Here is a 15,502-nt window from a genome sequence, read left to right on the forward strand (position 1 = left end):
CGTTTGTAGGTACAAGGATTCGCTGGTTTGACTCGACTATCTGAACTGAAGATATGAAATTCGCAATCTGCAACGAAACTTTTCACGAAGCCGAGTGGTTGCAGCATCGCATCTTTCAGTTCGCTGCCGAGTGCGGCTACGACGGGGTAGAGATCGCTCCGTTCACACTCAATACCGACGTTACCAAGATTTCGCCGTTTACACGTAGCGAGTTGCGCCGTGCAGCCGAAGCAGCCGGCATCGAGATTTGCGGGCTACATTGGATCCTGTCGAAGACCGAAGGATTACACCTCACCACGCCTGACGCGGATGTGCGCCGGCGGACGTCGGTGTACCTCGGCGAGTTAGCCAGATTATGCCGCGATCTGGGCGGCGACGTGATGATCTTTGGCTCTCCGCTGCAGCGCAACCGCCCCGACTCGATCAGCCTTTGCCAAGCGTACTCAAACGCCCAGGAGGTAATCTCCGAAGCAATTCCAGTGCTGGAGGAGACTGGCGTGACACTCGCAATGGAGCCACTGTCGGCGGCCGAAACCAACTTCCTGTTCGATATCGCCAGCACGAAACGCCTGGTCGACATGGTGGGCTCTCCGCAAGTGGAGATGATGATTGACTGCAAAGCGATGTGGGCAACGGAGCCACAACCAATTGCCGAGGTGATAAGAATCCATGAAGGATCGTATTGTCACTTCCACGCGAATGATCCCAACTTGCAGGGCCCAGGTTTTGGAGAGTTGGACTTCGTGCCAATCGTGAAGGCGCTGCAAGAGGTAAACTTCGATCGCTGGGTATCGGTAGAGGTGTTCGACTACTCCCCTGGGCCGGAGAGACTGGCAAAAGAGAGTATCGATTACATGAAAACCTGCCTTGCGCAGGCAGAATAACAACCAAGAGGCCCGCCCTCTGAACTAAGGCGCGGTGCTTCGTCGTGAAGGACTTGTCATGGCGGAAGAGAACCAGCCGATTACCGGCGTCGAGCGAGATCGAGAACTCCTGGCGAAGGCTCAGGCGTCCGGACCACTTGCCACGATAGGCGCGTTCATCCGCTTATCAGGCCCCGGCTGGCTGCAAAGCGCCATTACGTTGGGTGGCGGCTCGCTGGCCGGCGCGCTGTTCTTGGGCATCCTCGGTGGCACCAGCATGCTCTGGCTGCAGTTGGTGGCCATTGTGTTGGGCGTCGTTATGCTTTCGGCCATAAGCTATGTGACGCTCACCACCGGCCAACGCCCCTTCGCCATGATTAACGAACACATCAACCCAGTCCTCGGTTGGGGCTGGTTGGTCGCTACGGCTATGGCAAACATCATCTGGTGCATGCCACAGTTCGGTCTGTGTTTCGAAGCATTGGAAAACAACCTTGGTCCAGCGGTGATGGGAACCGAAGTCCAGTCTGGCGAAGGTTGGTCGGATAGAGCCAAGTACGGAGTTTCGTTCGTACTGCTGGCGCTCGCATTGGGCGTATTGCTCCTCAGCATGCGAGGTGGAGTCGCCGCAAAAGCCTTCGATTGGTTTCTCAAGGCCCTGATCGCAACGATCGTGCTCTGCTTCTTCGGAGTTGTTATCACGCTCTCGGTTCAGGGAGAGCTCAACTGGTCGCAGATTTTCGCTGGCTTCCTGCCCGACTTGGGACAAGCAGGCCACGCTACCGGCAAGCTGGAAGCACTCATCGAGAAGTTATCGCCAGATGCGCAGCAGTTCTGGGAAGCCCGCCTGGTACGCGAACAGCGCGACGTCATGATCGGCGCCGCTGCCACCGCTGTAGGAATCAACATGACCTTTCTCATGCCCTACTCACTGCTGCAAAGGGGCTGGGACAAGACGTTTCGCGGCCTCGCTCGATTCGACTTGTCGACGGGCATGGCGATTCCGTACGTACTTGTAACAAGCTGTGTCGTGATTGCCGCGGCGCAAGCCTTTCATGGCCAAGCGGATGAAAACCTGTTGAGCAATGATCCTGCTGCGTTTCAAGAAAGCCCTCTATATGGCGGCACGAAGAACAACCTGCTCGCGCGCGTTGCCCCGGAGATTACACCAGCGGATTTCGACAAGCTCGATGGTACAGAAAAGACGGCCATCGTAACCAAGATGGCAGAGTTGCCAAGCGAGGAAAAGCAAATCGCCGCTTCACTCGTGCGGCGCAATGCCTTCAGCCTTTCCAAAGCTCTCGCTCCGCTCTTGGGAAAGCAGAAAGCGAATCTGGTCTTTGGCTTGGGTGTGTTTGGCATGGGGTTTTCCACCATGATCGTGCTGATGATGATCAACGGGTTCGCCTTCCGTGAGGCCTTTGGTAAGCCCAACAATCAAGCGGTATTTCTGTTCGGTTGCCTGGTCGCCGGCGTGTGTGGCGCCCTATGGCCCCTGATCTGGAAGGACGATGCGCAGATGTGGCTCGCCATTTTCGCTTCGAGCTTCGGCATCATCTTTTTGCCGATCGCGTATCTGACCTTCTTCATGCTGATGAATAGCAAGCAGGCTCTGGGCGCCGATCGACCCGAAGGGCTTCCTCGCATGGTGTGGAACATGCTGATGGTTGTTGCTGTGTTGGGAGCTATCGCCGCCGCGTCGACTTCGATATACAACAAGATCTCCAACCCGAACCCCGATGCGGCGTTCGTCGGAAAAGTGGCTCTTGGGCTGTCGATTGCCTACCTGGTCGCCGTCGCCGCGGGATTCTTTGTGAAACCCAAAACACTGTCAGATGTCTCCAACTGAGGATGCATAACGATGGATCGACTCTCAGTAGCTCTCGCTCGGCAGCCCGAATCGATCGGCCGGCAGATCCGACTGTCGGGTTGGGTGCGTACGCGCCGCGACTCGAAGGGCGGGTTCAGCTTCATCGAGATCAACGATGGTTCCTCGCTGGGCAACATCCAGGTGATCGCCGATGGGGAGCTTCCGAACTACGAGTCGGAGATCAAGCACCTCTCACCTGGCTCGAGCGTTACGGTCGAAGGCGAAGTCAAAGAGTCGGGCGGCAAAGGTCAAGCCACGGAGATCCACGCGGCCAGTGTGGTGATGCACGGCTTGGCCGATCCCGAAACCTATCCGCTGCAAAAGAAGCGACATAGTTTCGAGAAGCTTCGCGAGTGGGCCCACCTCCGGCCGCGAACCAACACATTCGGCGCGGTGATGCGGGTGCGGAATCGCATCTGCCGTGCGATCCACGAGTTCTTCCAGGAAGAGGACTTTCTGTGGATCCACACGCCGATCATCACCGCCAGCGACTGCGAAGGTGCCGGCGAGATGTTCCGCGTGTCGACGCTCGACCCGGCCAACCCGCCCCGCAACGACAAGCGCGAAGTCGACTACGCCCACGACTTCTTCGGACGGGCGGCGTACCTCACCGTCTCCGGGCAGCTCGAAGGCGAGATCTACGCTACGGCGCTGGGCAAAATCTACACCTTCGGGCCGACGTTCCGCGCGGAGAACAGCAACACCTCTCGGCATCTGGCCGAGTTTTGGATGGTCGAGCCGGAGGTGGCGTTCTACGAACTGACCGACAACATGGCGCTGGCCGAACGGTTTCTCAAGCGGATTGTGGGCGACGTGCTGCGAGACTGTGGCGAGGACATGGACTTTTTCCAGCAACGGATCGACGACACCACGCTCGCTCGGCTGAAAAAGGTCACTGGTGGTGCTTTTCAACGAGTCACCTACACCGACGCCGTCGAAATTTTGGAAAAGTCGGGCCAGAAATTCGAGTTCCCCGTCGCCTGGGGGCTCGATCTGCAGGCCGAGCATGAGAGGTTCCTCACCGAGCAGCACTTCGAATCGCCGGTGATCCTGTACGACTACCCGGCCACGATCAAGCCGTTTTACATGAAGGTGAACGATGACGCGGCCCCCGATCGTCCCACGGTGCGGGCGATGGACGTGTTGACTCCCGGCGTCGGTGAGATTATTGGTGGAAGTCAGCGGGAGGACCGACTCGACGTGCTCGACGCCCGCATGCGCGAGCAGGAGCTCGATCTCGAAGAATACTGGTGGTACCGTGAGCTCCGTGAGTTCGGCACGGTGCCACACTCCGGTTTCGGACTGGGGCTCGAGCGGATGGTGCAGTTCGTCACCGGGATGGCAAATATCCGTGATGTGATTCCGTTTCCGCGGACTCCCGGAAATGCAGAATTTTGACCGTTTTTTGCGGCACTTCTAGTGGTTGTTGGATGTCTAATAGCAACGGCGTAGCGCGCCGCGGACATCATGCACTTACTTGAGATCTGTAACATGCCAAATCGACTGCTGTTGATCGCCTGTCTCCTGCTCTCCGCACCCGTGTTTGCGGACGGGCTCCCTCCGGCATTTAACGGCAAAGACTTTGCTGGCTGGAAGGTACCCAAGGAAAACCTGTGGTGGACCGTGCAAGACGGGGTGATGCAAGTCCGTAGCGATCCCGAACAACAGGGCTCCACGCTGTTTACCAAGCGGGAGTACGGTGATTTTATTATGCAGCTCGAGTTTAAGATGGGCGAAGGCACCGTTGATAGCGGTGTGTTCATTCGCGGCAAGCACGACCAGATTCAGATCGGCGAGTCGGGCTCGCTGAAACGCGACATGACCGCCTCGCCCTACATTCCCGGCAAGGGATATCCCAAAGAAGCCGAGGGCGTTGCCGACCTGCTCAAGCAACACGAGTGGAATGCCATGACCATCGTGGCGGTCGGCGACTACTACACCGTTTGGCTCAACGGCAAGCTGGTGATGAACTACCAGTCGGAAACCGCCAGCGAGCGGGGCCCCATCGGAATCCAACTCCATCCCAGTCGCGACATGGCCATCGACTTTCGCAACATCCGCATTGCTGAGCTGGATTAGATTTTGATCAAGCCGAACCTTTCGGATATCGTTCACAAGACGTCACCGATACTTCAGGCGCTTATCGAGATCACTACCCGAAGAGATTCGTTTGACAAGGCACGTCCAGCTGACTTGCAGCCGGGCTTGCCTTGCGGGAAAATGGCTGGCATGACTACTTCATCTGCCAGCACCGAACGTCGAGAGCTCCATTTCGCCAACCTGGACGCTCTGTCCACCGAACTCGACCGCATCGACGCAGCGGCCAAGTCCGATCAACTTTCCGCAATCGGCAACTGGACGCCTGGACAAATCCTCGGACACCTGGCCGCCTGGATTCACTACGGCTGGGATGGCTACCCGATGGATCCTCCGCCGTGGTTCGTTCGGTGGTTCCTCCGCTGGCGGCTGCCCAAGATGCTCAAAGGCAAGATGCCGAGCGGCGTTCGCATCCCGGGCGTCGAAGGAGGTACGACCGGCATCGAGCCCGTGGAGTTTGCTCAAGGGATGAGCGAAATGCGGAGCGGCATCGAGCGACTTCAAGGCGACGAGCCGGCCAAGTTCCATAGCCCTGCTTTCGGCGAAATGTCGATGGAAGATCGCGTGGAGCTCAACCTCCGCCATGCAGAATTGCACCTCAGTTTCTTGCGCTACCCGGGCGACGATGCCTAGTGTGCCGCAGTTTGTGAGATTTCTGCCAATACGGGTCACCTACGAACGAACGTAACTTGTATGACCGCAGAGCACGAAACAGCAGCCAAGCCCGGTGTCCGCATCAGCCTGAAGTGGATGCTAGTGGCGTTGGTGCTGCTGGGAGCGGGATTGGGCCTGTTGGGGCGGATGTTCTTTCGCCACCACGAGATATTCCAGGTCTCGCTCAACATCCTCTCCACGATCGTTCCATTCTTACTCGCGATAGGCACGCTGATTGTTTGCGCCCGCCGCTTGCGGAGCCGGGGACTCATCCTGTGGGCACTGGCGATCCTGTGCATGCCGCTTGTCGGGTTTGGAACGTTGCTGCTGAGCCAGATGTTCATGCGCCCCGGCCCTGGCGGACTAGGCATGATGACGACTAAGCAAATCATTGCTACCGAGTTGCCCAAACAATACGAAGAACCGTGGGTCTGGAATGAGCTCAACCGGCGACTGCAGGACGGTAAGTTATCGGCCGCCGAAGCGGATGCCGCGGTGATGGAAGTCGCCAAGCAAATGAAAGCGGCAAAACCCGGCGGTTGGGACAAACCGATGAATTGGCAGAATGAATTCATGGAGGCCACCACAGCCGCCGGCATGTTGTCCGACGAGACCATCATCGCGTTCAGCGACGCGTTCTACGGCCCCGAGCCCACCGTAGAGCCGTTCCAGCGGCTGCGCGAAGGGTTGTCGAGAAACACAAGGATGCATATCAAGTACGGGTCGACGTGGGCCGACCACTCAGGCGTGCCGGTCCAACTGCTGTGGACCATTAACAAGGCTACCGTCGATGGCGATCCAATCAAGTTCAACCATAACAACCACAACGCCCGTTCGTCGGATTTCCACGGTTACTTCAATCATGAATTCGAAGCCGGCGACCACAGGCTCGAAATCGAACTCGACTGCGCCTACATCGACGCCGACAAGATGTTCGGACTCAACACCAACGATCTACCGGCGGACCGCTGGCCGGTTGCTCGCAAGCGGTGGACCAAGAAGATCAAGGTGCCATTCAAGGTCTACACAGGCGCCCAGCAGATCGTGAAGCTCGACACCGATCCGAAACTCGATCCAGCGTCGGTGCGTAGCATTCGTGTCGATCGCTTCGTGGTTCAGCAATCGAACGAAGGTTACTCCGTCGCGGCCAAGTTGCTCTTTGACGACTCGCTACCCATCTCGTTGAGTATGGACGTGGTGGCGGTGATCGACGATCAGGAGGTGGAACTTGGTGGTTCTTACATCCTGCTCCAGGACCAAGGACGGATGTTTAGCGGCAGCGAGAATCGTGGCAACCTGGACAGCATCGATCCCGAGACCAGGTTCGGCGATATTCTGCTGGTACCTAACGCCGCCCACATCGAACGGAATCCCGAAGCCAAGGCGGTATGGGGCAAACCGATTCGGTTCCGCAACGTCCCGCTCGAGCGACTCGACCTGCAGAATTCGGAGCCCGAGCCGGAGTAGATTCTTGCCCGCTCATAGAGCGGTAGGGTCGAACGTCCACGGGAGCAGCTTCGTAGTAGCGTTCGCCGGAATCCAGCTTTTGCATCTTCCCCATCAGCGATGCGGCGCATAGGATGCAACGTCCCCGCTCCACTCGCTCGCGCCCAGGCGCTGACTGCCTTCCTCTGTTTTCGTGCACAAGAACCGTTCATCCCGACTCCGCTTTCGTCAATTTCGTCAGGCCTATCGCGAAGGGCGGCTGAAGGAATTGGCCGAGCAGCGCCGCGGCAACCGTAAGCGACCGCCCGAAGCCGACCGCCGCCGCTATCTGTGGGACTACATCGCCTGGCTGGCGCCGTATCGTGGGATGGCCTTCGGACTGCTGCTGCTGGCGCTGTTCGTGGCCGCGCTCGACATGGCCCAACCGCTCTTCATGCGGTACATCATCGACGATGTGCTACTGGTCGAGGGACTCGACAGCTCCAGTCGGATGCGATTGCTGAACATCACTGGGTTCTGCTTCCTGGGAGTGATTCTCCTTGCGCGGCTGCTCGATTCGACGAAGAACTACTGTCAGCGGATTCTCAACGTGCGGGTGCTCATGTCGCTCCGCAAAGCGTTGTTCGAGCGGATGCTCGGCCTGCCGCTGAACGACCTGACCGACATGAAGACCGGCGGCATCATCAGCCGGCTTAGTGGCGACATCGATCTGACCACGGGCCTAATGCAACTGGCCATCATTTCACCGGGCGTCTCGTTAGTGCGGCTGTTGATTGCGATCGGAATCTTGATCGCCATCAACTGGAAGCTGGCCCTGCTGGCCATGATGATCCTGCCGCCGGCGCTGGGGCTCAGCTTGTTTGTCGCCAAGCGGGTGCGGCCAATCTATCGGGCGATGCGGGAAGAAAACTCGGCGAGTGACGCCCGCGTGAGCGAAACGTTCGGCGGCATTCGCGTGGTCCGCTCGTTCCAGCGCGAGAAAAACGAGCAAGTCGAGTACGTCAGCAATCGCCACACGATTGTTCGCGAGCAGCTCTTTGCCCACTGGCGCGAGATCCTGCTCTGGAGTTTCTGGGGCTTCCTGCTCGCATCGGCCAACGTGGTAATTGTGTGGATGGGCGGCGCCATGCAGATCGGTGGCAAGACCACCATCGGCGACATCATGGCCTTTCAATGGTACACGTTAATGCTGCTCGACCCCGTGTGGCAGATCGTTAATACGTTCTCCGAAATGCAACGCTCGCTGGCCGGCATGGAACGTGTGTTCGAAGTGCTTGACTCGCCGGTCGACAAGCCCGATCGCCCCGACGCCCTGGAAGCACCGGACCACGTCGACGAAGTTCGTTTCGAGGACGTGCTGTTCGAGTACCACGAAGGGCAGCCCGTAGTGAGTGACTTCACGGTGGACGTACCGGGTGGCAGCACCGTGGCGCTGGTGGGTCGCAGCGGTGCGGGCAAGACGACCATCACCGACTTGATCGCCCGCTTCCAGGATCCCACGTCCGGACGCATCCTCTTGAACAACGTCGACCTGCGCGACTACCGCCTGGCGTCGTATCGGCAGTTGCTGGGCGTGGTGCAGCAGGAGGTCTTTCTGTTCGATGGCAGCGTGCGGGAGAACATCGCCTACGGCAATCCCAAGGCCAGCGACGAGCAGGTGGTTGGCGCCGCCCGCCGCGCCAACGCCCATCAGTTCATCGCCGAGCTGTCCGACGGTTACGACACGATGATCGGCGAACGCGGCGTGCGACTCTCAGGCGGGCAGGCACAGCGACTGTCCATCGCCCGGGCGATTCTGGCCGATCCGCGAATCCTGATTCTCGACGAAGCAACGAGTAACCTCGACACCGAGAGCGAGCAGTTGATCCAGGAGTCGCTCGACAAGTTGATGCACTCGCGTACCACCTTTGTGATCGCTCACCGGCTGTCGACCGTGGCTGGCGCCGATGTGATCCTGGTGATGGAGGGCGGACAAATCATCGAGCGTGGCACGCACGTCGACCTGATGCAGCAACGCGGCGTCTACTACGAGATGGTCACTCGCCAGCGCGATGCTATGGAGAGCGAAGGGGCGTTGCTCTAGCCTCACTTGCTGCTCATCAAGTTCGACATCGCTCGCATGAAGGCTTTCAGCCTGCCATCCTGGGCCATCTTCTCTAGCTGCTTCTCTTCGCCAAAGATCGCATCCAGTTCGTTGTCATCCACCCACACTCCCAGGCACTCGTTGCATCGGTCGATGCGCACGCGATTGCCGTAGGTGTAGGTGAACTCCTGCAGGCGACCATCGGTGCAGCGTGGGCAGCGCATGTACCCGTTCACTTTGCCGGCGGCCACATCAGGGTTGCCGTACTTCTGCTCCAGACGTTCTTCCACATCGGTGAAGTCGAGATTGCGCACGCGATCGAGCTCGCCCTGGTCAAACCACAGGCCGTCGCAGTGGTGACACTTGTCGAGTTCGACTCCGTCGATGCGAACCGTAGCCAACTCAGCGCCATCGCGGGGACATTTCATGGCGGACCTCCTTTTCGAAACGGTGGTCGTATTGTGGAAACGGTCGAGTGGGTCGCTTACAATCGGTATCGATCGTGTGCCCCACTACTTGTCAGAATATCGTATGACTCGCCCTATGACAAACACACCCGCTTTTCGTCGTCTACTGCTGCTCGTGTTTGGTGCATGCTCCGTGTTCGGCAGTATGTCGGCTGCAGAGGAAACGGAGCAGCCCAACATTGTGCTGATTATCTCCGACGATCAGGGGTGGAACGACATTGGATATCACGATCCGGATATCAAGTCGCCCACGCTCGACCGTTTGGCGGCCGAAGGAGTACGTCTCGACTGGCAATACGTGATGCCCCAGTGCACGCCGACGCGTGTGTGTCTGATGACGGGACGATATCCCAGCCGTTTTGGGAATCACTGCTGTCGGGCGTCGAACGAGCACGCGTTTTCGTTTGACACGCCGACACTGGCGTCGGTGCTCAAGGCGGCCGGGTACCGGACCGCCTTGTGCGGCAAGTGGCACCTTGGCTCCAAGCCGGAGTGGGGTCCCAATCATCACGGCTTCGATCACTCATACGGCTCGCTGGCCGGGGCGATAGGCATGTACGATCATCGCTATCGCTTGAGCTCGCCGTTCGTCGTCACTTGGCACCGCAACCACGAATTCATCGAGGAGCAGGGCCACGCAACCGACCTGGTGACCGCCGAAGCGGTGAAGCTGCTCGAAGACGCGCGAGACCAACCATTGTTTTTGTACGTGCCATTCCAGTCGGTGCACAATCCAATCGTGGAAGAGGACAAGTGGATCGAGCAGAACTCGCACATCGAATCGCCCGATCGCCGGTTGTACGCCGCCGCGGTAACGCACATGGACGACTGCGTGCGCCAGATTGTTGAAGCTAGCCAGAATGCTCCTAACGGCCGCGAGTCGCTGGTGGTGTTCATCTCCGACAACGGTGCGGTGGTCAACAGCAGCGGCAACGTCTATCCGCCGCCCGACCCCAAGCTCAGCAACTTCAGCAGCAACAAGCCTCTGCGGAGTTCCAAGACGCACGTCTACGAAGGTGGCATCCGCGTGCCAGCCCTCGCCTGGTGGCCAGGCCGATTGGAGCCTTCGGTTTGCAAAGCACCGCTACACGCAGTCGACTGGTTCGCCACGCTCGTCGAAGTGGGCGGAGCGGAGCTACCCGCCGACATCGCCTTCGATGGCCAAAACATCTGGCCGCAACTCACCGGCGAGCCCGCCGACCAGCGCGAGTTGTACTGGGTGTGGGGTGGTAACCGCGATCGAGTTGCATTGCGTGCCGGAGACTGGAAGGTGCTGCGCGACGGGCGCAAGAAGCAGTGGGAACTGTACAACCTGAAGGACGATCCCTACGAGAAAAACAACCTCGCCAGCACCAACCCCGAGCGACTCGAAGAGATGCTCGACAAAGTGCGCGAGCAAAAACTCGGCGACGCCTCGTAGGCCCGGCCACTACTCTTCGTTCAGCTTCTTCACGGCTTCAATCACCTTGGCCGGCTCGGCTCGCTTCTTGTAGTCGGCCTTCAGGAACGCGTAGCGAATCACCCCTTCGCGATCGATCACGTACGTCGCCGCCATCGGCAGTTCGAGTTTGTCGTAACCGTTGACTTTGCCGAGTTGCAGACGGTCGCGGTAGATGGGAACGATCGACTCGGGCAGCTTGAACACAATTCCATACTTGTGCGCCAGCTTGTTCTCCTTGTCGTGGAGCACCAGAAAGCTCAACTTGTTCTTCTCGGCCGTTTCCTTGGCGTTCTTCGGTAGTTCAGGCGTGAGCGCAACCAACCGGGCGCCGGCGCCTTCGAGTTCGTCCAGTTGCTTTTCCATCGCACGCAGTTGCAGATTGCAGTAAGGGCACCAACCGCCGCGATACCAGGTGAGGACTACGGGTTGCTCCTTCCACAGATCGCTTAGCGTGGTTTCCTTCTCATCCCACGACACCAACGTCCCATCGGGGGCCTCATCACCGACTTGCTTCGCGGACTTCTCGATACCCGTTTCGCGCACTTTGACTATCGCATCCTCAAACGTCTTCAACATAGGAGCCGGCATGCGCTGCTTGGCTCCCTCGGTCATCTCCTTGAGCTGCTTGGACAAGGGTTGGTCCACTTCTTCGGCCACGGCGGGCATGGCAAAGACGAGCAACGCAAGCGTGGTAAGTCGTACGCAATGGGACATCTTGAACTCCTCTGTCCGGGGAATGCGGGGGACGTTTAGTCGCTTTGGGGAGATAATGGACGTCCGGTGCGGCCGCCAGTTATCATGTGGAGGTGGGTTCATGCCAATCGTGACACAGGAATCTCCAATGTATCGCATCTTCCTTGCTGCGGCTATCATCGCAAACTGCTACACAGCGACCGCCGAACAGGCGGAAAGCTATCGCATGCCGACCTACAACGACAAAACCAGCCCGCCACCGCCGCGGGCCATGGCCGATGTCGATACGCTGCTCGCCGGCGAGGACACCACACCGACGAGCGACAAGCCGCTCAAGATCCTGCTCGTGGCCGGGCCGAAGGATCACGGGACTGGCGAACACGACTATCCTGCCTGGCTCGACGTATGGAGTCGACTGCTCGCCAAAGCGCCCAACACCGAAGTGAAGACCGCCTGGATGTTCCCCACGCCGGAAGAAGCCGAGGCAGCCGACGTGATGGTCTTCTACCAGAAGGGCTTGTGGAACGACAAACGTGCGGAACTCATCGACAAGCATCTCGCTCGCGGCGGGGGTCTCGTGTATATTCACTGGGCCGTGAACGGCGAAGACCATCCGCACGAGTTCGCCGAGCGCATCGGACTGGCGTCGAAAGCCGGCGCGATCGGGTATCGCCACGGCCCGCTCGACATCGACTTCTCCAAGGCCGGCGACCACCCCGTGGCGCGGAACTTCGAGAAGATCGACCTCTACGACGAAACCTACTGGCGGCTCCGCGGCGACGCAGACAAAATCTCGCTGCTCGGCACCAGTCGCGAGGAGGGCGACGACACTCCGCAGTTCTGGACTTACAACAAAGGCGAAGGACGCGTGTTCGTCTCCATTCCGGGACACTACATGTGGAGTTTCGACGACCCTGCCTTTCGACTGCTCTTGATGCGCGGCATCGCCTGGACCGGCGATCGCAATGTCGACCGCTTTAACGACTTGGTGCTGCTAGATGCGCGAGTGGAGACTCCCTAGCCACAGCAACGCACGGCCACCGCTGCGGGTCCGACTACCATAAAAGACCTAGGCGCCGGCGACGCCCCCTAACCCTGCAAGACCGCTTGCAGGGTGTCGCCGACACCAGGTCTCAGAGTCCGTCAAATGCTTGCAAAGACCCGCTAATTCGCTCACCTTCGGCCAATGTAACCTGGCGCGGTCAGGTTGGCGGTAAACAAGCAAGTTCAGATAGGCCTGACAAATGAGGTAAATCTCCCCCAGTCTAATCAGACCCCGCTAACCTGGATACGCACGCAATACGCACGTTGACCCCATCCGGCTCACACACTAGGCTTAGGGCTGCATTTTCAACAGGCGAACACCTGTCAGTAGCACTTGGGGGATACTGGAATGCCATGGCAAGAAAAGCCACTACAAAAGTCGTATGCCTGTAACGGCGGGCTCGTGTCCTTCCTGCGACAAAAGCGGGGCTGGACGCAGCGGGAGTTTGCCAAGCAATCGGGATACAGCGAAAGGCTCGTGTCCAAGGCCGAAGCCTCGCAACCCATCTCCGCCAGCACCGTGGCCGATTTGGCCGATACGCTCTCCACCGGCGACGACCCGGTTCACCCTGAGGACCTCGTCAGCGACCCAGTGGCCATGGCCAAGGCCTACATTGCCGCCGAATACGAATACCCCGGCAGCAACGTCGACCGAATCCGCCATTTCCTCGACGAAAATATGGTCATGCGGATGAACGGCGATCCCCAGGTTATCCCCTTCGCCGGCGAACACCACGGCATCGACGGACTCCAGCGCGCCTACGCCATCTTCTTCTCCATTATCGAAGTTCCCCCCAACCACGACTGGCGGCCCTGGTACAAATTTGCCAGCCAGGGCAACGAGGTGATCGTCTGGGGACAAAACTGGATGGGCCCCATCGGCCACCCGCTCACCAAGCCGATGCAACTAGTGCATCGCTTCGTGTTTCGCCGCGGCAAACTGGTCATCAAGGAGGTGTTGTTCGACGCCGCCGAAGGCGCCGAGTACCTCCGCCAGGCCGGTATGCTCGACGAAGCCGGCAAGATCCTCAGTGCGTCGGGTTCCTGATTCGCCGCGGTCCAAGACTGTCCCGCAAGCACGCTGGAGTTTTGTCGCACTACTGCGACAAAACGATTGGCCCTAACTCGTTGCACGACAAGCACTTGGAATTGTCGCACTCTCAACAAACGCATTCACTGCGACAAAACTCCGGTGGTGCGACAAAACCCTGCGCGGCGAGTCGATGAGTCGCTGCTCACTAAAACCGCCCAAGTTGCCAAAGAGCCATCGGCGCAATCGCCGGCACCTCCATTAGATCAGACGGAGGTGCAATATCTACGGCGATTTTTTGACACCGGCGCGATTTCACCATTCCAAGTCACTTACTTCGCCAAGCGACTTAGATACACGTAGACGATTAGACTCGCCAAGAAGATTACCCACTCGCCAATCGCCAGTCGGAGTGTGAATCCGTGGGCGGCGTCGTAGAGGGCAAAGCTGATCGAGCGGAACAACACCAGGCCGCCGTGAATTGCCAGGCACGCTACCACACCAGCCAAAGTCGTGCTGCTACTCGCTGCCAGGATCAGCAGTGCCAGTCCGATGCCGACCTCGAGTCCGCCGTACACGGTGAAGAACTCCGAGTTGCCCGCCTCGCCGATGCGACTGAGGCCCACCTTCTCCGACGTGCTAGCCGGAGCCACTGCGCACCAGATGCCCAGGGCCACGTAGAGCAGTGCGACAACGGTCAGGAAAACTCGGGCGATAAGCATAGTGAGTGAAGTGCCCCTAGAACTGGAAGCGCACTAGGTGTGGACCAACCCGGAGGCCGGTTTGGTTGTGGTGGTCGTTGTGGGTTGCGGTTCGAACAAGTAGTGCCCGACGAACCATCGCTTGCCGTTTTCGTAGCGGAAGAGTTCGGCACAAGCCATGAAGAACATGCGCCATCGCTGTAGGGCGAGGCGTGCCTCTTGAATGGAGAGCTCTTCGGTGAGCAGATTCACGAGGCGGTCCCAGTTGCTGTCGAGATTCTCCAGCCAGTGTTCGCACGTCCGCCAGTAGTGCAGCCCATCGACCTGCCACTGCTGTGCAATCCGCAGATGGCCGTCGAACTGTCCGAACAGGTCTTCTGATGGCATGGTTCCGCCGGTAAAGAAATGGCGTCCCATCCAGTCATCGCGGCCGCTGGTCTCGAACAGATACGGCTCGTCGCGATGGCAGAAGACGTGAGCGAACAGTTTACCGTCGTCCGAGAGCCAGCTGGCGATCCGCTGAAACAGCAGTTCATAGTTTCGCAGGTGCTCGAACATCTCGACCGACACCACGCGATCAAAGCGACTAGCCGGTGCGAAGTCGACAATGTTGGCCGTCTCGATGGTGAGATTCTCGAGCCCCAGCGCGGCCGCTTTCCTTTGAATGTACTCTCGCTGGCGATGTGAGTTCGAGATTGCGGTAATCTCGGCCGACGGATACTGTTGGGCCATCCACAGCGAAAGCGATCCCCAACCGCAGCCAAGTTCGAGAATGCGCTGCCCGTCCGCCAGCTCCGCCCGCTCGCAGGAGAGTTTGAGCATCGCATGCTCGGCCTCCGCCAAGGTACTTTCGGGCGTGGGGTACAAGCAGCAACTGTACTTGAGGCGTGGACCGAGCACGTGTTCGAAAAACCGTGGAGACTCCTCGTAGTGCTGGCGATTCGCAGCCTCGGTGTGGACGGCCAGCGGCGACTTACGGAGCATCTCCGCGAATGCGGTCACGCTCTGCTTGTCGGCTTCCTGGCGTGCTCGCTTGCGCAGGAGACGTCGAATGCCGAAGCGAATCACACTGTCAGGCAACCATCGTCGTTCGGCGGCATCAATCAAGTTCAT

General features: G+C 59.0%; 14 protein-coding genes. 10 read left to right on the top strand and 4 right to left on the bottom strand.

Features of this window, described 5'->3' with window-relative positions:
- The first annotated feature begins 53 nt into the window (after positions 1–53).
- The 7 genes from ACQK2L_RS31710 to ACQK2L_RS31740 all read left to right on the top strand — a co-directional run bounded on the left by ACQK2L_RS31710 (position 54) and on the right by ACQK2L_RS31740 (position 9,013).
- The gene (locus tag ACQK2L_RS31710; RefSeq protein ID WP_425401072.1) at positions 54–884 is read left to right on the top strand and encodes a sugar phosphate isomerase/epimerase family protein; all 831 of its coding nucleotides are present in this window, start codon (positions 54–56) and stop codon (positions 882–884) included.
- Between the two features lie 58 nt (positions 885–942).
- Positions 943–2,712, top strand: a complete 1,770-nt coding sequence (locus ACQK2L_RS31715) for a divalent metal cation transporter (protein ID WP_425401073.1) — start codon at positions 943–945, stop codon at positions 2,710–2,712.
- 12 nt (positions 2,713–2,724) lie between these two features.
- On the top strand, positions 2,725–4,131 hold the full coding sequence (asnS, locus tag ACQK2L_RS31720) for an asparagine--tRNA ligase (protein ID WP_425401074.1): 1,407 nt from the start codon (positions 2,725–2,727) through the stop codon (positions 4,129–4,131).
- Positions 4,132–4,224: 93 nt separating this feature from the next.
- The gene (locus tag ACQK2L_RS31725; RefSeq protein ID WP_425401075.1) at positions 4,225–4,812 is read left to right on the top strand and encodes a 3-keto-disaccharide hydrolase; all 588 of its coding nucleotides are present in this window, start codon (positions 4,225–4,227) and stop codon (positions 4,810–4,812) included.
- A 150-nt stretch (positions 4,813–4,962) separates the two neighbouring features.
- Positions 4,963–5,463 carry a DUF1569 domain-containing protein gene (locus ACQK2L_RS31730; RefSeq protein WP_425401076.1) on the top strand — a complete coding sequence of 167 codons (501 nt, stop codon included), beginning with the start codon at positions 4,963–4,965 and terminating at the stop codon, positions 5,461–5,463.
- A gap of 60 nt (positions 5,464–5,523) precedes the next feature.
- Positions 5,524–6,951, top strand: a complete 1,428-nt coding sequence (locus ACQK2L_RS31735; protein ID WP_425401077.1) for a hypothetical protein — start codon at positions 5,524–5,526, stop codon at positions 6,949–6,951.
- Between the two features lie 172 nt (positions 6,952–7,123).
- The gene (locus ACQK2L_RS31740) at positions 7,124–9,013 is read left to right on the top strand and encodes an ABC transporter ATP-binding protein (protein ID WP_425401078.1); all 1,890 of its coding nucleotides are present in this window, start codon (positions 7,124–7,126) and stop codon (positions 9,011–9,013) included.
- A gap of 2 nt (positions 9,014–9,015) precedes the next feature.
- On the opposite strand, the gene ACQK2L_RS31745 is transcribed toward ACQK2L_RS31740, so the two are convergent.
- Positions 9,016–9,441, bottom strand: coding sequence for a zf-TFIIB domain-containing protein (locus tag ACQK2L_RS31745; RefSeq protein ID WP_425401079.1), 426 nt, complete (start codon positions 9,439–9,441; stop codon positions 9,016–9,018).
- A 115-nt stretch (positions 9,442–9,556) separates the two neighbouring features.
- Here ACQK2L_RS31745 and ACQK2L_RS31750 point away from each other — a divergent pair, with 115 nt between their 5' ends.
- On the top strand, positions 9,557–10,900 hold the full coding sequence (locus ACQK2L_RS31750; protein ID WP_425401080.1) for a sulfatase-like hydrolase/transferase: 1,344 nt from the start codon (positions 9,557–9,559) through the stop codon (positions 10,898–10,900).
- Positions 10,901–10,909: 9 nt separating this feature from the next.
- On the opposite strand, the gene ACQK2L_RS31755 is transcribed toward ACQK2L_RS31750, so the two are convergent.
- Positions 10,910–11,635, bottom strand: a complete 726-nt coding sequence (locus ACQK2L_RS31755; protein WP_425401081.1) for a peroxiredoxin-like family protein — start codon at positions 11,633–11,635, stop codon at positions 10,910–10,912.
- Positions 11,636–11,762: 127 nt separating this feature from the next.
- On the opposite strand from ACQK2L_RS31755, the gene ACQK2L_RS31760 reads away from it, so the two are divergent.
- Both ACQK2L_RS31760 and ACQK2L_RS31765 read left to right on the top strand, forming a co-directional pair.
- Complete coding sequence (locus ACQK2L_RS31760) at positions 11,763–12,635, top strand: ThuA domain-containing protein (RefSeq protein ID WP_425401082.1); 873 nt, start codon at positions 11,763–11,765, stop codon at positions 12,633–12,635.
- Positions 12,636–13,007: 372 nt separating this feature from the next.
- Positions 13,008–13,706 carry a helix-turn-helix domain-containing protein gene (locus ACQK2L_RS31765; RefSeq protein WP_425401083.1) on the top strand — a complete coding sequence of 233 codons (699 nt, stop codon included), beginning with the start codon at positions 13,008–13,010 and terminating at the stop codon, positions 13,704–13,706.
- Between the two features lie 314 nt (positions 13,707–14,020).
- Here the strand turns inward: ACQK2L_RS31765 and ACQK2L_RS31770 are convergent, their stop codons facing one another.
- Positions 14,021–14,410: a DUF4345 family protein gene (locus ACQK2L_RS31770; protein WP_425401084.1), complete on the bottom strand. Its 390-nt coding sequence runs from the start codon at positions 14,408–14,410 to the stop codon at positions 14,021–14,023.
- 33 nt (positions 14,411–14,443) lie between these two features.
- Complete coding sequence (locus ACQK2L_RS31775; RefSeq protein WP_425401085.1) at positions 14,444–15,502, bottom strand: SAM-dependent methyltransferase; 1,059 nt, start codon at positions 15,500–15,502, stop codon at positions 14,444–14,446.

Source organism: Aeoliella sp. (genome assembly GCF_965227375.1).
GTDB lineage: Bacteria > Planctomycetota > Planctomycetia > Pirellulales > Lacipirellulaceae > Aeoliella.